The following is an 18,772-nucleotide window of genomic DNA, read 5'->3' as shown; positions in this document are numbered from 1 at the left end:
TGCCTCCTTACAGACTTTTTATAAAATCTTTCAAAAGCAAAGCAGACATTATATTTTCTTCACAGTATTCTTCGGTTATTGCTTTGTACATTTTGTTGTTAGTTTTTAACCAGCAGACACCATCGAGAATTGCTATTTTTGTAGCCTTTACATTTGGAGCTGTTAGGGTAAGAACAGCATCTTCTAATTGTGCGTCTTGATGACCACCAAAATCAGATAAAAATTTTGCTTCTCCAATTAAGTATTTACCATTAAAACGACCTGCAAAGTCCAAGCCTTTATTTCGTTTGTAATTAACTGTCCTAAAAGCCCAATCCATCATTTCTTTGTCAGTGGCATCTAAAATTGCATTTTCATTTGTTTTTTCAAAATCTGTTACTGAGAGGAGTTTTGTTTTATCGAAGCTATTTTTGCACCATTTTTTAAAAAGAGGTCCAATCTGCCTGTTTGTTTCTTTTGGTTCTGTGCATTTTTCACGGATTTTATCTAGTCCCATTTTATAAAGTCTATTGCAAAGACGTTTTACAGTTTCTGGATTATTTTTGAGCGCATTTGCTGTGTCTCTTCTTAGAAAAGGAATATAAGAATCTTTTATTGGAAACAAATCAAGATAAAGAAGATATTTTATTAAGCAGATATCGTCTTTATTGTTAAACGCCTGGACTATACTGTCCCAGTATGTTTCATCTATTTTTCTTATTTTATTTGGAATCATCGGGTAAACATCAAAAAGTTTGTCAAGATAGTTTTTGTTATTTGCAAGTTCAATGCTTCGTTGAATCCAAATGTTCATGATTTTATTCTCCCAAAATAATTACTGCTTGCAAAATTACTATACACAATTTCTGCCAAAACTTCCATAGTGGTTTTGCCTTGCCGGAGTTTTTTTAATGAAGCAATTTTGTGACGAAACTTTGCTGTCTGTTCAAGTCAAAGCTATTTTACGCAGTGAAAATACGCCATAGAGCCGTCAACGTGAAGTTCGACTTCTTTGTACATTTTCTGCAAAGTATTTTTCAGTTCTTCTTCAGTCTGAAACGGAGGAGTGAACCAGCCTTTCTTTGCGAGAATGTTTTTTACAAGCCAGTCCGTCCTTTTGGATTTTCCCCTGATATAGAAGCAGGCGATAAAATCACCGCCGGATTTAAGTACGCGGAAGGTTTCGCGGAATGCTTTCTGTTTGTCTGGAAACGCATGGAAACCGTTCATGCTTAGAACGATGTCAAAAGATTCATCGTCCATTTGCAGGTTTCCCACATCGCCCTGAATGAAATTGATATGCGCCTTGCCGTCAAGCCTCCTCTTTGCCTGCTCAAGCATATCCGTGCTGTAATCAAGGCAAGTGATGTGTGCATTTTTCAGGGTCGACCATTTGCGCTGCGTGAACACGGCAGTTCCGACCGGAACATCAAGAAGTTTTCCTGAAAAATCATCAGGAATGTATGACAAGACTTTCCGCGCGATTTCATTGTCATCCGTTCCGCTCCAGAACAGCTTGATATACATCCTGCTGAAAAAATTCCCCTGCGTAAGGACACCGTCATATATATTTTTTGACGATTCGTAAGCGTCCTGTATTTTATCTGCCATGCGATTTACTCCAAAAGTTGATTTGCTGAGCTGAGTATATCACATCTGGCAGAGCGGATGAACAAAGGCTCTGTAAATACTTTTTTTTAATAAAACACTTTTTGCGTTAAGGATTGTTGGGGCACGCCATAGGCGTGTTCCGAAGCGTAGCGCAGGAGGGGAGGCGAAAGTCGTAACTGAACTGAAGCCGAAAAAAACTTGACGAACACCCGGATAAAAATCATCTGCACGGCAGGCTCAGGACTTGGTCTTTCAATCGCGCAGGCAATCGCAATCCTACACGGCGGAAAAATCGAAGTGCAAAACGCGACGAACGAAAGGGGCGATGCGTGCGTGTGCTTTGCGGTGGAGATTTAAAGAAACAAAAGCGGAATTCCAACTCAAGATGAACTTTCTGTAAAAGCTCAATCCGGCATGAAATTCCGCCGTTCGCTAGCTAATTTTAATGTTTAGCTGTATCACAAAAATCTACTTAGCCTTATCAGTCTTTTTTCTTCCGCTGACAGTCGCGTTTGCCTTTATGATTTCAGCTTCGCACTTTGTGGCGAAGTCCTTGTAGTCCGCAAGAGGCGCAACCGCAGAAAGGTACGGCACGAACTTGTCGTTCAGGGCGGAAATCAGGCTCTTCTTTACCGAAGTCGCGCTTTCGCCCCTGTTCACGCTCGCTTTTGTGTACTCATCGTTCGCCTTGTTGAAGCTGTCTTGAGCCGTCCGCAATTCCGAAACCAGCTCTCCCACGCCGTCCAAAGCCGCGATGTCAGAAGAAAGATTTTCCGCGCCAAAGTCCTCAAGCATGCTTTCAATCAAAGACGATTCTTCCGCAAAGTTTTTCTGTGTAATCTGCTTTCCATACTTGCTGAAAACCGCAAGAAGATTCTGGGCGGAATCCTTTTTCGCCGCGACAGGAATCGCCGAGTAGCCTGTGAGAGCGTCGCCCAGATTCCTGATAATCCCGTCGCGCGCAATGTCCGCCTCGTCAAGAGTGCTTGAGACACGGTCGCTTTTGATTGCCGTGGTGATGTCCGCAGAAAGCTTTTCAACTTCCGCCATGATGAGCGAAAGGTTCGTGTCCTTGGAAAGCGCGTTTTCAGCAGCGGAAGAATCCTTGTACATACGTATAAGAACGTCAGAAAGCGTGTCCAATTCTGCGACACGCATATTAGAATTGATTTTTTTCATTTTGACTCCTATGAAAAAAAATGGCTAAGAATTTGATTGGTCATTTTGAAAGAAGCCAAAATGTACAATCCCGATAGTTTCCTCCGTTTCTACAATGAATTGGAATTAAACTCTGTATGAAAATGATACAGGGAAAATGCCTAGACCGACAACAAGCAGACAGCCATTTTCCAAAAATTTTATAAACCAAAAACGGCTTGGGCCGTGAATAAAAATTTTCGAATAAGCTGAAATTTCGTTGGGAAGCACGTTAAAGTTTTCGCACAAGCTGAAAATGTGCTGGGCAACGCGTTAAAGTCCTCGAATGAACTGAAAGTGCGCTGGGCGAAGCGTTAAAGTTTTCGAATGACTAACAATTGCGTTGGGCGGTGTGTAAAGATTTTCGAACGAGCAGAAAGTGCGTTGGGGTAGAAATGAAATTTTTGTTAATGCAAAAAGCCATAAAAATTGTTACAATAAATTAACTTTTTTTGTTGGAGAATCCAGATGAAAGTAATAAGTCTTTTCAGTGGCTGTGGCGGTCTTGATTTGGGATTTGAAAAAGCGGGATTTGAAATTCCGATTGCAAATGAGTTTGACTCGTCAATTTGGGCAACTTTTGAAAAAAATCATCCGAATACAAAACTTATCCGTGGCGACATCAGAAATATAAAGGAAGAAGATTTTCCAGATGAGATTGATGGAATTATCGGAGGTCCGCCTTGTCAGTCCTGGTCAGAAGCTGGTTCTTTGCGCGGAATTGATGATCCTCGCGGAAAACTTTTTTATGAATATATCAGAATCCTAAAAAACAAAAGACCGAAATTTTTCCTTGCGGAAAATGTGAGCGGAATGTTGGCAAAGCGGCATTCGGAGGCAAAGAGAGGCTTATGCTAGATTTTTTTGAATATAAAAATCATAAATATCCATATAAAACTGTTTATTTTAGTAATTTTAATTGTAATTATATAATTGCAACTGAGGATTTTGAATCGCAATTATTGCCAGACGGAGAAACTTATCATTCAAAAACAGCAATGGAAATTGATGAAAAGATTTTTTTTTATGTTCCAAAGGAAATTTTTTTGATGGACGATGAGTATATTTCAAAGTTTATAGGAGAATCAATTTGATACAATATCAGTTTTTTCCAAGATCTCAAGGAATAACATCGGAAATTCAAGCAGTAATAAAATCTTTTTTGTCAGTTGAAAAAGAAATTGATTCAACTTTAAATGAATTAAAATCTAATGATGTTTTGAAAAAAGTACGACCTTTACTTGAAAAGAATAATTTCACTGTAGAAACCGGAAAAGGTAAAAGTGAAAAAATTGATGTTCCAGTTCTTTTCGGAAAAAATAACAATGTTGATAAATCTTTTTATGCAGATGCTTTAAGTAATGACGGTAGGATTGTAATAGAAGTTGAAGCTGGAAGGGCTACAGAAAATAATCAATTTTTAAAAGATATTTTTGAAGCGTGTATGATGTTTGACGTTGAGTATTTAGTTCTTGCTGTCAGGAATGTTTATAGGAGTCACGCAGATTTTGAAATAATTCATACTTTCCTTGAAACTATGTATATATCAAACAGAATAAAATTACCATTAAAGGGTATATTACTTATCGGATATTAAAAGGGCGATGTCAGAGATATTCTGATTATCCGGAGCGGTATAAAATGGGAAATCGGACTTAGCATTAAACACAACCATTTTGCAGTAAAACACAGCAGATTAAGCAGGACTATTGATTTTGGACATAAATGGTACAGTGACAAATGCTCAGATGAATATTGGCAGACTGTAAATCCGATTTTTGATTATCTTGACGAATGTAAGAAAACTGGAATGTTATGGCGAGAGATGGAATAGAAAGATAGCAAAGTTTACGTTCCTCTTTTGAATGCGTTCGAGACGGAAATAAAAAATGCTTATTTAAAAGATAAAAATCTTCCTAAAAAACTCGTTGAATATCTGTTAGGTGAATATGATTTCTATAAAGTTATAAGTGTTGACAGCCAGCAGATGACGCAATTGCAGACGTATAATATGCACGGAACTTTAAATAAACCTGCAAAAAAGCAAAAGCCTAAAAAGATTGTTCCGATTTCAACTTTGCCGACAAAAATTGTAGCCTTTGATTTTAAAACAGGTTCTTCAAATACATTGGAAATGTACCTTGATAACGGCTGGCAGTTCAGTTTCAGAATTCATAATGCATCAACAAAAGTCGAATCAAGCCTGAAGTTTGATATTCAGATTATTGGAATGCCTGCAAGTATTATTACTATCAACAGTTATTGGCTGTGATGTAGCATTTTTCGTTAGGGATTTGTAAACCTACGGTTTGCTGCGAGATTTTGCTGGCGCAAAACTCGTTTATCTGGCGTGTACGCTTGGGCGTACGTCTTAACGCTAAAGCGTTAGGGATTGTAGCACCTGCGGAGCAGTTCCGGAACGAAGTGGTGGAATGAGCCGCGGTTAGTCGGCGAAGTGCGGAAAGCCCGACCTGCCGTGAGGCAGGGAACGCAAAAAAATCCCGGTTTACATTGTGTAAAGCCGGGAGCTGAATGCTATCTATTTTTTAAACTTTTGATATTTTGGTACTGAAGCCTTGCATAAATTTCTTTAGTCCAGGTGTTAAGTATGTCGGCGTCAGATTTGTCAACGTTCGACGGAAGTTTTGTTTTTGCAGCTTTGTTGTAGTTTTCTGCGGCTGTATTGTAATCTTTTGAATTTAGTGCGACTTCGGCCTTTGTAAGGTAAGCGGCTTTTTTCTGGACTTGAGGATTGTTTGAGAGTTTTGCAGTATTTTTCTTGGCATTGTTCGTTTCTTTCGGTTCATTTTTTTCTATTGCTTGAGAGTTGTTATTTCCGCCGGTTCTGCTTTCAATTCCTTTTACAATACCTTTCCATTTCTGGGCAAAACAAGCAGATGCTGTAATCATAATCAAAATCAATGCAATCTTTGATTTTTTTGATAAACACATAATAAGCTCCGAAAAAATATTAGATTGGTTTACGCCTCTATTGTTATTTCTTTTCATGGAAATTGTCAAGTAAAACTTTTTCTTTGCTTTGACCTGAATCAAGTATGAATATAATGTTTGTCCCTTTTTTCGGGGCTTCGGCAGCGGTCTTCATTTCAATTAGTTGTACTCCGACCGCCACCGTGTCGGGCTTACAGTTTTACAACCTTTAGGCTTCGGATTGTGTTCTTGTCGGTTTTAAGGACTTCTATTTCAATCTTGTCCTGCCAGCGGAGTTTTTTTCCTTCTTCCGGAAAGTCTCCCAGTTTTTCTGTTATCCAGCCGCTGACCGTGGTAGAGCCGCTGGTTTCGTCCTCGTCAAGCTCAAAATATTTCATCATCTTGCTCACTGAAGTTTCGCCGCTTACAATAAAAGCATTTTCACCGCAGGGCTTTATGCAGCCGGAATCGCTGTCGCTGTCGTGCTCATCGTAAATTTCGCCTACAAGCTCCTCAAGAATGTCTTCCATTGTAATAAGACCCGAAGTTCCGCCGTATTCGTCTATCACAATCGCCATGTGGTTCCGCTCTTTCTGCATTTTTCGTAAAAGCAGGGAAATTTTTGTTGTTTCAATGGCAAAGAACGGTTTCTGCATAATTGACTTTATAAACAGGCCGCTGGATTTTTCGCTGTCTTTTGAGTTGTTTTTCTCATCCGCCTGAAACGCTCTGAAAAAATCTTTCTCGTGGATTATTCCGATGATTGTGTCGATGTCGCCTTCGTAAACCGGAATCCTTGAAAACCCGCTCTCCTCAAATTTCCTCATGATTTCTTCCGGCACGCTGCCGGCCTCAACCGCGCAGATATTCACGCGCGGAACAAGAACGTCCTTCGCATCAAGGTCGTCAAATTCAATCACCGAGCGGATAAGGTTCGTTTCTTCCTTTTTAATCGTGCCGTCTTCCTCGGCCTCCTCAACCATGGTTATAATTTCCTCTTCGGTAATCACATCCTTAGCCTTAAAGCGGAAAATCCTGACAATCAGCTTCTTCCAGCCGGAAAACACAATGTTCAGCGGATAAAATAAAAAAATCAGAATTGAAATAAAAGGATAGACCGCCATCGCAAGTTTTTCCGCGCAGAATTTGCCGATGTACTTTGGCGTAATCTCGCCGAAAATCAGCACAACAACCGTAATCGCCGCGGTTGAAACTATGGACGGATTCAGCCGGCTTCCAAAAAGAATCTTTGCAAAAAAAAGCGCGCTTATTGTTGAAGCCGAAAGGTTCACGATGTTGTTGCCAATCAGAATTGTGCTTAGAAGCTTGTCGTAGGAATTTTCGCAGAGCGCAAGAACTTTTTCAGCCCTTCTGTTGCCGCCCGTTGCAAGCGACTTGAGCCGGATTCTGCTGGCGCTGGTGTATGCAGTTTCCGTTGCAGAAAAAAAAGCGGAAAAAGCAATCAAAACAAAAAGAGAAACAAGTAAGGGTATCGACCCGTCGGGCATAAAATCCCCCAAAAAATAAAATGCGGGAACGTGCGTCCCCTATTCCGAAGAGTATAATATTTCGGGTGGTTGGTCAAATATCTGACAGGATATGTTCTCAAACTGACAGTCCTTTTCCACTTCGATGCAAAGGTCGTAAAGCCGGGCTTTTCGCACTTCGCTATCCGCTCATTCCTTCACTTCGTTTCGGAACTGCTCCGCAGGTGCTTCAATCCCTAACGCTTCAATTATCTTTCTGCCGTGTATCTTGCCCGCTCTCCGCCAATCAGTTTTGGTCTTGAGTATGCCGCCGTAATGTAAGCTTTTCCAATAAATTTCTGTTCCGGGTGGACAGGAACTGCGACTTCTTTTATATGCATTCCAATCAGCGTGCTTCCGATGTCAAGTCCTGCTGTAGCCTTTACGTGCTCAACCACAACAGGCTCCTTAAAGCCGTAGTATGCCGCCGTCGCAAACGAGCCTCCTCCGTGAATCCACGGCACAACGCAAACTTCTTCAAGACCGAATTTTTCGGCGCACTCACGCTCAACAACAAGCGCGCGGTTCAAGTGCTCGCAGCACTGGCAGGCAAGAAAAATTCCTTTTGAAGAAAGAACCCGGTTCGCTGTCTCAAAAATTATTTTTCCTGTTTCCTCGCTGGAATTTTTTCCGATTGAGCCGCCGGTAACTTCGCTCGTCGAGCAGCCGATTACAAAAACCGAGCCTTTTTTCTGCGGATGCGAATCGAGCAGTTCTGTAATTATCTTTTCAAGCTGAGCGGAAATTTCAGAAAGGGATTCCGCCGTTGTCGTTTTATTTTCGTTCTGATTCATAATTTTGTCCTTATGGGCAGAATGGTATCACAATTTTTATTTTTGTGCAGAGAGTTTTTTCCCTTCCTGCTTCTAAAAAACAAGCTTCTCCTTTCCTGTAAGAAAATCGAGCGCGTTTATGTTTCGGATTCCGTTGAAGTCTGAATTCAGGTTTCTGTCCATCGTGATAAGAATTCTTGGGTACGAGTCCGGAATGTTTTTGAAGGCGGCAAGTTCGCGTTTCAGCGTCTCCTCGTCCTTTACGGTTTCTGCGACCTGGATGTAGAAGAGTGAGGTCTGGTTTTTTGCCACAAAGTCTATTTCGGCGTCGAGGTTTCTTCCTGTGTAAATCGTAAAATGCTGCCGCTTAAGCTCAAGAAAAATCTGGTTTTCAAGGATGTGTCCCATGTCGATATTTCTGTAGCCCAAAAGCATGTTCCGCAGTCCTGTGTCGGCGATGTAGTATTTTGAGATGTTTTTCAGAAGCTCCTTTCCGCGCACATCGTAGCGTTCGACCCTGTAGACTAGAAAACATTCCTCAAGAAAGCGCATATAGTTTTCGACTGTGGGCTGGCTTGTTTTTCTTCCGGAGCTTGTAAGTGTGTCGCTGATTTTTTTTGAGGTGCAGAAATTTCCGCAGTTCTGGAACATGAATTTTATTACGGCTTCAAGAACCGCGACGTCCTTTATCTGATGCCGCCTTGCTATGTCCTTTACGATTATCGTGTTGTAAACTCCGTTCAGGTACTGATATACGCTTTCTGTGTTCTTTTTGAGCTGGACTGTGAACGGCATGCTTCCGAATTTTACGTAGTCGTAATAGTTTTCTTCGGTCGTCTGAGCCGGAAAATTATTTTCCTTTATGCATTCAAGGTATTCGCAAAATGAAAACGGAAGCATGTCAATCGTAACGTATCTTCCGCTTAAAAGAGTGGCAAGTTCACCAGACAGCAAGTCCGCGTTCGAGCCTGTAAGATACAGATCCACGTTTTTGCAGTTGAAAAGTGTTTCTACCGGCTTCTGAAAATCCTTGCACAATTGAACCTCGTCAATAAAAACATAGTTCATCCTGTCTTCCAAAAGCGCGGATTTTATAAACGCATAAAGATTGTGATATTCCAGTAAAAGCTCGTTGTCCAAGTCGTCAAGCCTGATGTAAGTAATCTGCCTCTCTGAAACGCCTCTTTCCAAAAGGCTCTGCATGAATTGTTCCATGAGCACGGATTTTCCGCAGCGGCGTATTCCTGTCAGAACTTTTATGACCTGCTTGTCTTTGAATGCTTCTATACTTTGAAAATATGTGTTTCTTGTCATTTATTCAAAGTGTACTTTGAAAAATCCTGTAAGTCAATGTTGTTTCAAAGTTTATTTTGAAAAATCTGCGAAGTTTGCTTTGTCCTGTCTATAATTTTCTCCGGTTTTTTGCTATAATGTCTGCATGATTCAAATTTTTGGAACAACAAAAAATTTTGACACAAAAAAAGCGCAGATGTGGTTCAAGGAGCGGAGGATTCCTTTTCAGTTTGTGGATTTAAAGGAAAAAGAGATGAGCCGCGGCGAATTTGAAAGCGTAGTGGAATCGGTTTCGCGTGCGGCCGGCTCCAGGGCAGAGGCGATTGAGCTTTTGGCGGATAAAAACTCAAAGGATTACGCATCGTTCGCGTATCTTGATGACTCTGACAAGGAAGAAAAACTTTTTGAAAACCAGCTTCTTCTGAAACTTCCTGTTTGCCGCAACGGAAAAAACGCCGCCACCTGCGGTCTTGAAGTGAAAATCTGGGAAGGGTGGAAGTAGATTTCTTGAAGTGCTGTAAGGCTGCTTTTTGTTCAGGGGGTGATTGAAAAAAAATAATCCGCCGCAGTGTGTTCTTCCTAGGCGGATTCCGATTTTCCAGACCGGTCAGTCTGTTTCTATTTTAAAAGATATTCGACTGTGGTTACCACGCGGATTGTCTTCTTTTCCTGAAGGTCTTCGGCGGCATTTTCTATGCTGAAAAATCCCTGAGTTGCGGTTTTGATTTTTCCGACTTTGCTTCCGGAGTCATGTGCAAACTGCTCTGCTGCTGTGCGTGCGTTTTTTGTCGCCTCCGCAATCATCTGCGGTTTTATGTCATTCAGCTTTGTGAATTCAAATGAAATCTTGCTGTTGTAGTCCTTTGAGACTGCGATTCCGCTGCTCATCAGGTCAAGGGAATCGTCCTGCGCTTTTTTCACTTCAGCGACTTTTGACGAGCGCACGAGGATCACCGTCTGCGCAAGGTAAGTGTAGAGAATTTTGTCCCGGTCCATATACGGATTGATTGTGTTGTCCGTTATGCTTGGCGACTGAACCGTGTAGTCTTCTTCTGAAAGTCCGTGGTCCGCAAGATATTCCTTTACGGTCTGAGTTTTTGCAAGAATGTCTTTCTGGAGCTGCGTAAGGCTGTTTGCTCCAAGCGTGAATGTGAGCGGCCAGAGCGCAAGGTCGGCATCAACTTCTTTTTCCGCAAGTCCGCGCACCGTAACTGTCCTGTCAGGCCTTGCTATTTTTGAAAGCCCCACGGAAACAATCGCCGCCGACACGACAAGCGAAACCGATACCGCCAGAATTAATGCCTTTAGTTCTTTCATTTTTTCCTCCGAATGTTTTTCTAAAAATATAATAAATTGAATCTAAAAAATCACCATGAAACGTAAATATAAAATTTTTTGGATTATGTCTATTGAACAACTTCGCGTGAAAAAGGTTGCGACAGTTTTTTAACAGAATGTTTATGGGCGGTCAGTCAAGAGCCTAAGACTCTTGACTGTCGCTATGTCCGCAACTTGCTGCACGCGGTCCTCACTTTGTTCGGACTGCCTCCGGCATTGCTCCCAGCGCTACCGCATCCGCCTAAAAAAGTTCCTTTAGATTTTCTAGAACTTCCACATCCGCAGGAAGCCATTTTACGCTTTTAAGCTTTTCTTCGGAAAGCCATGCCGCGTTCTCGTGCTCAAGCAGAGTAAGCTTCCCGGAAACAATTGAGCACAAAAAACATTCCATTGTCAGATGAAAAGCGGGGTAGTCGTATTCAACCGTGCAGAGTTTTCGTTCTGCCCGGATTTCCGTCGCAAGCTCCTCGCGTATTTCCCGCACAACCGCCTGTTCCGCGCTTTCTCCATCTTCAATCTTTCCGCCCGGAAACTCCCACCAGTCCTTCCATTCTCCGTAGCCACGCTGCGTCGCAAAAACCAGCTTTTCGCCGCCAGCCACAGTACGGAAAATTACCGCCGCAGAAACGTGGATTTGCTTGAGCGGTGTAGTTTGGGTTTTACAATCGTTTTTTGTTATATTTGCGTTGTTCATTTTTTCAGTCCTTTTTTTGTAAAGTCAATTATCGCTGTTTTTTCCCATTTTGTCGGTGCGTGTTATAAAGTCGTTGAAAAGCTCGTCAGGAACACGGCTATGAAGCGCGAATTTCATTGTGATTGGCTTGTTGCCTTCCGCGCTGCCCGGAAAAGTTGAAACCTGACCAAGATAAATGAACGGCTGGGTTATGTTTTCTACTTTTTCAAATTTGCGTACAAAAAGATGAAGTCGGATTTTTCTTTCGATGTTGCGGATTAAGTTCTGTCCGACTTCAGAATTTTGCGTTGTGCTGTTTGGCGACTGCCACTGAAAATGGTCCGGCGTTATGAATCTGTCAGCATAATTTATTGAATCTTTTATGTCCGCATCCTTGTGCAGGTTCACAAATAGAAAATAATCTGGCTTTGCGGAAGTTATAAGTCCTTGTCCGCGGAACGAAGAATGGATTTTTGTATAGTCGCATAAAAGAGCCGCGTCGCGCATCGTGTATTTTTGGTAAAGCTTTAAAAACGGCAAAGTTCCGTTTTCAGAATAATCATCTGAGCCGAATTCGTTTTGGTAACGCAAAAGATTGTATTGAATCAAGTCTTCTACCCAAAGCTTCTTTTGTGCGGAAAATCTTGAATTTTCAAGGGAATCGACCGTGTTTTTATTGAATGAAACTGAAGTTCCGTCAAAATTAAAAATCGCCTTTTCGTACCGTGTTTTTTCGCTTGTGTCAAAATATGTTCCGCTAAGCGTCTGGCAGGCATGAACGATAGAAGTTTTATTCACAAAAGAAAGGTATTTTCTTGCCTTTTCTGCAATTTCATCAACAGAAGCAAAGTAATTTTCTGAATTAAAAATTGTTTCTGCGATAATCCATTCTTCCGCGCGTCTTGCAGGCGAATAAAAACTTAGAAGCTGCATAATCTGCCTGAAAGATTCGTCTTCGTTAATCAGAGAAAATTCAGGATGCGATTCTTTTTCAATGTATGCGGCAAAATCGAAATACGTCTTGTAGTTCGGGCTGAAAACCGTAAACCGCACAGGATCAGTGCTTCCGTCATGCTTTAAGTAATCAACAAGAAACGGGACTTTTCCGCCGCATACATGCTTAAACGAAAAATATGATTCTTTCATATATTTAAGCGACATGAATTTTTCATTTTCAAGCTGGCGCAGAATCTGTTCCTTTGTGATTTTGTCCATGTGAATGTAAGTTCCGTTCGGCAAGTCCGCAAAATCATTTGCAACTTCAAGCTTCAATGAATCGCGGTCGTAATCCTGCTTTCCGTTCAGGGCAATCGCCATCAAGAAAGACTTTTTGTAGTTTCTGATAAAGTCCAGAACTGTTACGAATTCTTTGCCGCCCAGTTTGCGCAAGCCTCGTCCAAGCTGCTGAATAAAAATTATTGAAGAGTCAGTAGGACGCAGCAGCAAGACTGTGTTTACTGATGGAATATCAATTCCTTCGTTAAAAATATCGACTGAAAAAATGTATTGAAGCGGAGAATTGTCATCTTCCAAAAGACGTGCATATTTTTCGCGGACTTCAACGCTGTCATCTCCTGAAAGAGCAACCGCAACTTGTCCATTATTTTTTGAAAGTCTTTTGTTAAATTCTTCCGCCATGTATTTAGCATGCTTTACAGTCGCGCAGAATCCAAGAGCTTTTGTCTTTTCGCCATCGTGTCCGTAGAAATTCATTCTTTCAATGATGTAATCAACGCGGCGGTTCACCATGAGCATATTTGCAATTTCTTCTATAATATTTGCTTGTTCCTGGCTCGGCCTTAATTTTTGAATAGTCGATTCCTTCCGCATCTGTAAGCCCAAAATAGTGAAAAGGGCAGACTAAATCATGCGAAAGCGCGTCCCTTAGCCGGATATAAAGACTCTTATCTTATGGAATGCATGAAATGCTTTTTAATTTATAAAGCTCTTGTTAAAATTCAAGCGGATTATTTTATTTTTCTTGACACTGTAAAATTTGTATAGTATCCTTTTGTCAGGAGGCGCAAAATGAGTTTTGAAGCAGTTGCTGAAAATGTTGCCACAATGACAGAGACAATCAATACAGAAATCATATTACATCTAAATGGTGGCTTCAAAAGATTATACGGGGGTAAAAAATGAAAACCTTGAAAAAATGTTTTAGCTTGGCTGGCGGCCGCAAGAGCGGGCTGTCTTTTTCAACTTTTGCTATCTGCGCAATTATACTGTTTGCAGTTCCCTTGCAGATTTCATGCTCTGACTCAGAAGACGACAATGGAGATTCAACTGTTGGGGCAACCCTTGAGGGGGGGGCGGATGTTGACAAGAACAATTCCGGTGAAATAAAACCAAATGATGGCAAGGATGATTCAAATTCTGGCGAAACAAAGCCAGAGCCTGTCAAGGCTGCCTTGGCAGAGGGCGTTACGTATGAAAATGTTGACAAGCTTATGATCGCTGTTCCAGGAAAGGAATTTTCTATTCTTGCAACTGAGGTTACACAGGAGCTTAATAAGTCTGTAATGGGTGAGAATCCTAGCAACTTCAAGGAAGAAAAGAATCTTCCAGTGGAACAGGTGAGTTGGTATGACGCAGTTTATTTTTGCAACAAATTAAGTGATATGTTCGGTTTGACTCCAGTCTATGCTGTTGATGGTGAACCTGATGTAGAAAAATGGAGCTATGCTCCTCACAAAGGAAATATAATAACAGGAACCGTAAGCCAAGATGAAAACGCAAACGGCTACCGCCTGCCTACAATGGAAGAATGGCAGTATGCGGCAAAGGGCGGACAGGACTACAAGTATAGCGGAAGCGATAACTTAGACGAAGTGGGCTGGTATAGCGAAAACAGTGGAAAAAAGACACATCCAGTTGCACAGAAAAAGCCTAACGACTACGGTCTGTACGACATGAGCGGTAACGTTTGGGAATGGTGCTGGGATTCCAACCCCAACATCAGCGAGTACCGCTGCAACTGCGGCGGCAGCTGGTGCAGCAACGCCTACGGCTGCGAGGTGGACTACAAGTACTGGCTCAACGCCAATATCACCAGCAACAACTTGGGCTTCCGCATTGTCCGCTCCACAGGCAAGTAATGGCGAGCTACTGCGGTGCAGGGCAGGCGTTAAGCCGTAGCGGAACAGGCAAGTAATACTGGCAGCGAGCAGGCGCTGTTGTAAAAAAAAAGATAGATTCCCGCAACGAGTGCGGGAATGACATACAAACAAGCACGGGAATGACAGCCTTGTTAGCATAGGAATAACTGTTTAGTAGCTGTTTTTATAAAAACTCGACATTCGACCAAATACAGATTTTTTTAGTCTTGTAATCGGTTCAGGCGGAAATCAAGAAACAATGAACTGGTTTAATCATAACTGGTTTTATAACATGAATGATTCTATGGCTGAACGTCATTTGGTTGAGCAGTTGAATATTATAAAAAATAGGCAGGAGTTGATTTAAAAAAATGAAGGGACCGAATAATTCTGCCCCCACAGCTAAGTGTCCGAAGACATCCTAACTCAATTCATTTATAAGATTACAAAAGAAAGTCAGAAAAATCAAGTGTTTTATTTGTACAATAAATGCAGTTTTTCTGCGATATCTTTATCCTGTGTTCCAAAAATCAGGTTTTGGCTTACAGGAAGCCTTTCTGTCATTTTTTGATATTCATTCACAAAACTTTTTGCTCTTTTTGATTCTTTGTTGTATTGAGGTTCTGTCTCATCTTTCAGGGCAAACGCATTATAAATAATTTAAGTAAAGTTTGCGCGAAGGAACGGTTTCTGGGGCAAAAACACGCTGATTGCTGCGACCGCGTGAGCGCTCAATTCTATAGTTACTTTGCAACAATCAGCGTGTGGCGCATTATTGCGCGATTTTGAACCATAAAACCGTGTCTGGGAGCCAGTTTTATGCTGAATACATTTATAATGCGTTTGCCCTGTTCTCATCTTTATCTTTTCATTGCAAACATCAAAAAAAAATATTATAATTTTGCCCTATAAAAAAATTGCACAAGTCTGTGTGTAGATAGAGGTTACGATGAAAGCTATTGAACTTGAAAAATCCTACAATCCAAAAGATTTTGAAGATAGAATTTATGCTGAATGGGTTCAGACAGGATGCTTTAAGCCTGCGTCCGACAAGGATTCTCCGGTGCATGAATGTTACTTGAACAAGTCTAAAAAATCTTCTGTTTCAAAGTATACGGTCGTAATTCCTCCGCCAAATGTTACAGGTGTTCTTCACATGGGACACGGGCTGAACAATACATTGCAGGATATTGTTGTGCGCTACCACAGAATGAAAGGCGACGACACTCTTTGGATTCCTGGAACTGACCATGCAGGAATTGCCACTCAGAATGTTGTTGAAAAGCAGCTTAAAAAAGAGGGAAAGACCCGCAATGACCTTGGACGTGAAAAATTCCTTGAGCGCACTTGGAAGGTAAAGGAAGACCATCATAACACAATTGTTAAGCAGCAGCGCAAGCTTGGAAATTCCGTTGACTGGAACCGCGAGCGTTTTACAATGGACGAAGGTCTTTCTAAGGCTGTTCGCAATGTTTTTGTTACTCTTTATGAGCGCGGCCTTATCTATAAAGGACACTATCTTGTAAACTGGTGTCCTCGCTGCGGAACTGCTCTTGCTGATGATGAAGTTGAGCACACAGACACAGACGGCTTCATGTATCACATTTATTATGAATTTGAAGACGGCTCTGGAAAAATTGAAATTGCCACAACCCGTCCGGAAACTTTGCTTGGCGATACTGCGGTTGCTGTAAATCCAGAAGATGAGCGTTACAAGTCTGTCGTTGGAAAAAAACTTAAGCTTCCGCTTACCGGCCGTGTAATCAGCTTGATTGCAGATTCTTATGTTGACAAGGAATTTGGAACTGGAATGGTAAAAATCACTCCGGCGCACGATCCTAACGACTGGGAAGTTGGAAAAAGAAACAATCTTGAAGTTATAAACATTTTAAATCCAGACGGAACTTTAAACAATAACTGCCCGGAAAAATACCGCGGATTAAAATGCCCAGAAGCACGCAAGCTTATTATAGAAGATTTAAAGGAGCTTGGACTTTACAAGGGCGAGGAAAAAATCAAGCATTCAGTTGGCCATTGCTACAGATGTTCAACTGTCGTAGAGCCGTATTTGAGCGACCAGTGGTTTGTAAAAATGAAGCCGCTTGCAGATAAAGCTCTTGCCGCCTGGAAGAATGAGGAATTTGTTTTTTATCCGCGCAAATGGGAAAACACATTTACTCACTGGATGGAAAATATCCGCGACTGGTGCATAAGCCGTCAGCTTTGGTGGGGACACAGAATTCCTGTATGGTACTGCGAGTGCGGAGAAACAATTGTCAGCCGTGAAGACCCGGTAAAATGTCCTAAGTGCGGCGCGGATGCTTCCCATTTAAAGCAGGATCCTGATGTTCTTGACACTTGGTTCTCTTCATGGCTTTGGCCGTTCAGTACTCTTGGCTGGCCTGAAAAAACTTCCGACCTTGAGCATTTTTATCCAACTACAGCTATTGTTACAGCTTATGATATTATTTTCTTCTGGGTTAGCCGCATGATTATGGCAGGCCTTGAGTTTACAGGAAAATCTCCGTTCCATGACATTTATATTCACGGACTTGTTCGCGACAAGCAGGGCAGAAAAATGTCCAAGTCGCTTGGAAACGGAATCGACCCGCTTGAGATTATCGACCTTTACGGCGCGGATGCCCTTAAATTCACTTTGAGCTATATGTGTGCGCAGGGACAGGATGTTCTTGTAGACAAGGATTCATTCAAGATGGGAAGCCGCTTCTGCAACAAAGTATGGAACGCAAGCCGCTATATTCTTGGCAATCTTGAAGACAGAACACTTATTCCTGTTGCTGACTCAGACCTTAACGAGCTTGACAAGTGGATTTATACTTGCCTTGACAATGCCGTAAAAAATGCAAGGGCTGCTTTTGAAAGCTACCGTTACAACGATGGAGCTTCTGCAATTTATGAATATTTCTGGAACGATTTCTGCGACTGGTATGTTGAAGCTACAAAACTTTCGTTTAAGAATGGCGATGACCACGAAAAAGACCGGGCGGTTTCTGTTCTGCTTAATGTTCTTGAAGAGAGCCTTCGTTTGCTTCATCCGTATATTCCTTTCGTTACAGAAGAAATTTATTCCAAGCTGCCTTTGGCTCAGATTGTAGAAAACCGCAAGAAAGCCGGCGGGCAGAAAATTCTTCCTTGCGAAGAATACACAGGACTTCTTGTTACAGCTCCGTATCCAGAGGAAAAATCAAGCCGCATAAACAAAGAAATCACAGAGCGTTTTGAAACTTTAAAGGAACTTATCAGAACTTTGCGCGGACTTCGTGTTGAATGCGGAATTGATCCTGCAAGCAAGCTCCATATTGCCGTAAAAATTTCCAAAGGCTCAAGCGCGGAAGTAATAAAAGAAAAGACAGACATGGTTTGCCTTTTGGCAGGAATCAGCAAGGTTGACTTTGTGGAGTCGAACCCTGAAAAATCAATCGGCGCTGTAGGAAAAGGATTCGAAGCGTTTCTTTTGGTTGACGAAAGTGTGAACAAAGAGCAGCTAAGGCAGAAGTTTACACGCGACATTGAATACGAAACGGAAAATGTCCGCAGAAGCACAAACAAGCTGAACGGAAAATTTGCCGAGCACGCTCCAGCCGAAGTTGTTCAGGAAGAAAGAAACCGCATGGAAGAAGCCCAGCGCCGCATAGAAAAGCTTAATTCGTACTTGAAGAATTTGTAGCGGAACTTTTTCAAAAGATTTGCCTTCAGGAGGATTCTTATGAAAAGAAAATACGAAATGGCGGTGGAAAAGCCACAGCAGATGGACAACGAGCACATGCTTCAGCTTAAGAACATCTATCTTGCGCCTTATATGCAGATTGCCACGGCTTTGATTGGCAAGGCAAGGTTCGCAGGGGGAAATATGTTCCGCCATCAGCTTGATACAATGAGCATTCTCATTGACTACGGCTACATCGACAATATCCTTTTGAAGGCAAGCTGTGTGCATGATACAATAGAAGACATTCCTGGATTTGATGAGAATCTTATCCGCAATGCGGATTCTGACGGTCCTGAAGTTCTTGAGCTTGTAAAGGAAGTTACAAAGAGGCCGGGGCAGCTAAAGAGCGAATATTTAAAGTCGATTATAGACAATGGTAGCCAGCGCGCAAAAATTCTAAAATGCGCCGACAGAATTTCCAACATGATAAGCCTTGGCTTTGTAACGAGCAATGAATTTATTGAACGCTATTGCGATGAAACTGAATATTTTATTCTTCCTATTGCCGTTGAAGTTGATTTCAATATGTACCAGGAGCTTATAAGTCTTGTTGTAAGCCGCCGCGAGCATCTTGAAAAGTCCGGCTATTTCGACAGGAAAGAAGAAAGGGATGAGTAGTCCTT

General features: G+C 41.8%; 18 protein-coding genes and 1 pseudogene. 9 read left to right on the top strand and 10 right to left on the bottom strand.

The window, feature by feature from the left end; all coding sequences use genetic code 11:
• Positions 1–7: 7 nt before the first annotated feature.
• Positions 8–793 (bottom strand): type II restriction endonuclease, encoded by a 786-nt coding sequence (locus TRESU_RS08595; protein WP_013701861.1) that lies wholly within the window; start codon positions 791–793, stop codon positions 8–10.
• Positions 794–936: 143 nt separating this feature from the next.
• On the bottom strand, positions 937–1,590 hold the full coding sequence (locus tag TRESU_RS08590) for a class I SAM-dependent methyltransferase (protein ID WP_013701860.1): 654 nt from the start codon (positions 1,588–1,590) through the stop codon (positions 937–939).
• A 198-nt stretch (positions 1,591–1,788) separates the two neighbouring features.
• On the opposite strand from TRESU_RS08590, the gene TRESU_RS15160 reads away from it, so the two are divergent.
• A complete protein-coding gene (locus tag TRESU_RS15160; RefSeq protein WP_169309753.1) occupies positions 1,789–1,947 on the top strand; it encodes a hypothetical protein in 159 nt (52 codons plus the stop codon).
• Positions 1,948–2,058: 111 nt separating this feature from the next.
• Here the strand turns inward: TRESU_RS15160 and TRESU_RS08585 are convergent, their stop codons facing one another.
• Complete coding sequence (locus TRESU_RS08585; protein WP_013701859.1) at positions 2,059–2,769, bottom strand: DUF6261 family protein; 711 nt, start codon at positions 2,767–2,769, stop codon at positions 2,059–2,061.
• A 486-nt stretch (positions 2,770–3,255) separates the two neighbouring features.
• Here TRESU_RS08585 and TRESU_RS08580 point away from each other — a divergent pair, with 486 nt between their 5' ends.
• The 4 genes and pseudogenes from TRESU_RS08580 to TRESU_RS15370 all read left to right on the top strand — a co-directional run.
• Positions 3,256–3,645 (top strand): DNA cytosine methyltransferase, encoded by a 390-nt coding sequence (locus TRESU_RS08580; RefSeq protein WP_013701858.1) that lies wholly within the window; start codon positions 3,256–3,258, stop codon positions 3,643–3,645.
• Positions 3,639–3,881 carry a hypothetical protein gene (locus TRESU_RS08575; RefSeq protein ID WP_013701857.1) on the top strand — a complete coding sequence of 81 codons (243 nt, stop codon included), beginning with the start codon at positions 3,639–3,641 and terminating at the stop codon, positions 3,879–3,881. Before TRESU_RS08580 ends, TRESU_RS08575 begins: the two co-directional genes overlap by 7 nt.
• The gene (locus TRESU_RS08570; protein ID WP_013701856.1) at positions 3,878–4,384 is read left to right on the top strand and encodes a hypothetical protein; all 507 of its coding nucleotides are present in this window, start codon (positions 3,878–3,880) and stop codon (positions 4,382–4,384) included. The genes TRESU_RS08575 and TRESU_RS08570 overlap by 4 nt, the downstream gene beginning before the upstream one ends.
• A gap of 12 nt (positions 4,385–4,396) precedes the next feature.
• Positions 4,397–5,059: pseudogene (locus TRESU_RS15370) on the top strand (HaeIII family restriction endonuclease); the annotation flags it as partial.
• A gap of 263 nt (positions 5,060–5,322) precedes the next feature.
• On the opposite strand, the gene TRESU_RS08560 reads toward TRESU_RS15370, so the two are convergent.
• The 4 genes from TRESU_RS08560 to TRESU_RS08545 form a co-directional block, all read right to left on the bottom strand.
• Positions 5,323–5,739, bottom strand: a complete 417-nt coding sequence (locus TRESU_RS08560; RefSeq protein WP_013701855.1) for a hypothetical protein — start codon at positions 5,737–5,739, stop codon at positions 5,323–5,325.
• Between the two features lie 191 nt (positions 5,740–5,930).
• Positions 5,931–7,226 carry an HlyC/CorC family transporter gene (locus tag TRESU_RS08555; RefSeq protein ID WP_013701854.1) on the bottom strand — a complete coding sequence of 432 codons (1,296 nt, stop codon included), beginning with the start codon at positions 7,224–7,226 and terminating at the stop codon, positions 5,931–5,933.
• A 227-nt stretch (positions 7,227–7,453) separates the two neighbouring features.
• Positions 7,454–8,038 carry a TIGR01440 family protein gene (locus tag TRESU_RS08550; RefSeq protein WP_013701853.1) on the bottom strand — a complete coding sequence of 195 codons (585 nt, stop codon included), beginning with the start codon at positions 8,036–8,038 and terminating at the stop codon, positions 7,454–7,456.
• Positions 8,039–8,110: 72 nt separating this feature from the next.
• A complete protein-coding gene (locus TRESU_RS08545) occupies positions 8,111–9,331 on the bottom strand; it encodes an ATP-binding protein (protein ID WP_013701852.1) in 1,221 nt (406 codons plus the stop codon).
• 124 nt (positions 9,332–9,455) lie between these two features.
• Between TRESU_RS08545 and TRESU_RS08540 the strand changes: the two genes are divergently transcribed.
• Entirely contained in the window at positions 9,456–9,812 is a 357-nt protein-coding gene (locus TRESU_RS08540; protein ID WP_013701851.1) for an arsenate reductase family protein, read from the top strand.
• A gap of 116 nt (positions 9,813–9,928) precedes the next feature.
• On the opposite strand, the gene TRESU_RS08535 is transcribed toward TRESU_RS08540, so the two are convergent.
• The 3 genes from TRESU_RS08535 to TRESU_RS08525 all read right to left on the bottom strand — a co-directional run bounded on the left by TRESU_RS08535 (position 9,929) and on the right by TRESU_RS08525 (position 13,151).
• Positions 9,929–10,627 (bottom strand): SIMPL domain-containing protein, encoded by a 699-nt coding sequence (locus TRESU_RS08535; RefSeq protein WP_013701850.1) that lies wholly within the window; start codon positions 10,625–10,627, stop codon positions 9,929–9,931.
• 262 nt (positions 10,628–10,889) lie between these two features.
• Positions 10,890–11,342, bottom strand: a complete 453-nt coding sequence (locus TRESU_RS08530; RefSeq protein ID WP_013701849.1) for a (deoxy)nucleoside triphosphate pyrophosphohydrolase — start codon at positions 11,340–11,342, stop codon at positions 10,890–10,892.
• A 24-nt stretch (positions 11,343–11,366) separates the two neighbouring features.
• Positions 11,367–13,151, bottom strand: coding sequence for a DUF3427 domain-containing protein (locus tag TRESU_RS08525; RefSeq protein WP_052299560.1), 1,785 nt, complete (start codon positions 13,149–13,151; stop codon positions 11,367–11,369).
• A gap of 308 nt (positions 13,152–13,459) precedes the next feature.
• On the opposite strand from TRESU_RS08525, the gene TRESU_RS14280 reads away from it, so the two are divergent.
• The 3 genes from TRESU_RS14280 (at position 13,460) to TRESU_RS08510 (ending at position 18,767) form a co-directional block, all read left to right on the top strand.
• Entirely contained in the window at positions 13,460–14,419 is a 960-nt protein-coding gene (locus TRESU_RS14280) for a formylglycine-generating enzyme family protein (RefSeq protein WP_013701847.1), read from the top strand.
• 949 nt (positions 14,420–15,368) lie between these two features.
• On the top strand, positions 15,369–18,107 hold the full coding sequence (locus TRESU_RS08515; protein WP_013701846.1) for a valine--tRNA ligase: 2,739 nt from the start codon (positions 15,369–15,371) through the stop codon (positions 18,105–18,107).
• Between the two features lie 57 nt (positions 18,108–18,164).
• On the top strand, positions 18,165–18,767 hold the full coding sequence (locus TRESU_RS08510; protein ID WP_148228326.1) for a hypothetical protein: 603 nt from the start codon (positions 18,165–18,167) through the stop codon (positions 18,765–18,767).
• Positions 18,768–18,772 lie beyond the last annotated feature (5 nt).

Origin of the sequence: Treponema succinifaciens DSM 2489 (genome assembly GCF_000195275.1) — a bacterium.
Classification (GTDB): domain Bacteria; phylum Spirochaetota; class Spirochaetia; order Treponematales; family Treponemataceae; genus Treponema_D; species Treponema_D succinifaciens.
The sequence above is the reverse complement of the archived record's forward strand: the minus strand, read 5'-3'. Positions and strand labels throughout refer to the sequence as shown.

Excerpts from the sequence above, each read along its gene's own strand:
- TRESU_RS08510 (WP_148228326.1), top strand. The coding sequence starts at position 18,165 with ATGGCGGTGGAAAAGCCACAGCAGATGGACAACGAGCACATGCTTCAG.
- TRESU_RS08560 (WP_013701855.1), bottom strand. The coding sequence starts at position 5,739 with ATGTGTTTATCAAAAAAATCAAAGATTGCATTGATTTTGATTATGATT.
- TRESU_RS08580 (WP_013701858.1), top strand. The coding sequence starts at position 3,256 with ATGAAAGTAATAAGTCTTTTCAGTGGCTGTGGCGGTCTTGATTTGGGA.
- TRESU_RS08550 (WP_013701853.1), bottom strand. The coding sequence starts at position 8,038 with ATGAATCAGAACGAAAATAAAACGACAACGGCGGAATCCCTTTCTGAA.
- TRESU_RS08585 (WP_013701859.1), bottom strand. The coding sequence starts at position 2,769 with ATGAAAAAAATCAATTCTAATATGCGTGTCGCAGAATTGGACACGCTT.
- TRESU_RS14280 (WP_013701847.1), top strand. The coding sequence starts at position 13,460 with ATGAAAACCTTGAAAAAATGTTTTAGCTTGGCTGGCGGCCGCAAGAGC.
- TRESU_RS08530 (WP_013701849.1), bottom strand. The coding sequence starts at position 11,342 with ATGAACAACGCAAATATAACAAAAAACGATTGTAAAACCCAAACTACA.
- TRESU_RS08555 (WP_013701854.1), bottom strand. The coding sequence starts at position 7,226 with ATGCCCGACGGGTCGATACCCTTACTTGTTTCTCTTTTTGTTTTGATT.
- TRESU_RS08590 (WP_013701860.1), bottom strand. The coding sequence starts at position 1,590 with ATGGCAGATAAAATACAGGACGCTTACGAATCGTCAAAAAATATATAT.
- TRESU_RS08575 (WP_013701857.1), top strand. The coding sequence starts at position 3,639 with ATGCTAGATTTTTTTGAATATAAAAATCATAAATATCCATATAAAACT.
- TRESU_RS08545 (WP_013701852.1), bottom strand. The coding sequence starts at position 9,331 with ATGACAAGAAACACATATTTTCAAAGTATAGAAGCATTCAAAGACAAG.
- TRESU_RS08525 (WP_052299560.1), bottom strand. The coding sequence starts at position 13,151 with ATGCGGAAGGAATCGACTATTCAAAAATTAAGGCCGAGCCAGGAACAA.
- TRESU_RS08540 (WP_013701851.1), top strand. The coding sequence starts at position 9,456 with ATGATTCAAATTTTTGGAACAACAAAAAATTTTGACACAAAAAAAGCG.
- TRESU_RS08595 (WP_013701861.1), bottom strand. The coding sequence starts at position 793 with ATGAACATTTGGATTCAACGAAGCATTGAACTTGCAAATAACAAAAAC.
- TRESU_RS08535 (WP_013701850.1), bottom strand. The coding sequence starts at position 10,627 with ATGAAAGAACTAAAGGCATTAATTCTGGCGGTATCGGTTTCGCTTGTC.
- TRESU_RS08515 (WP_013701846.1), top strand. The coding sequence starts at position 15,369 with ATGAAAGCTATTGAACTTGAAAAATCCTACAATCCAAAAGATTTTGAA.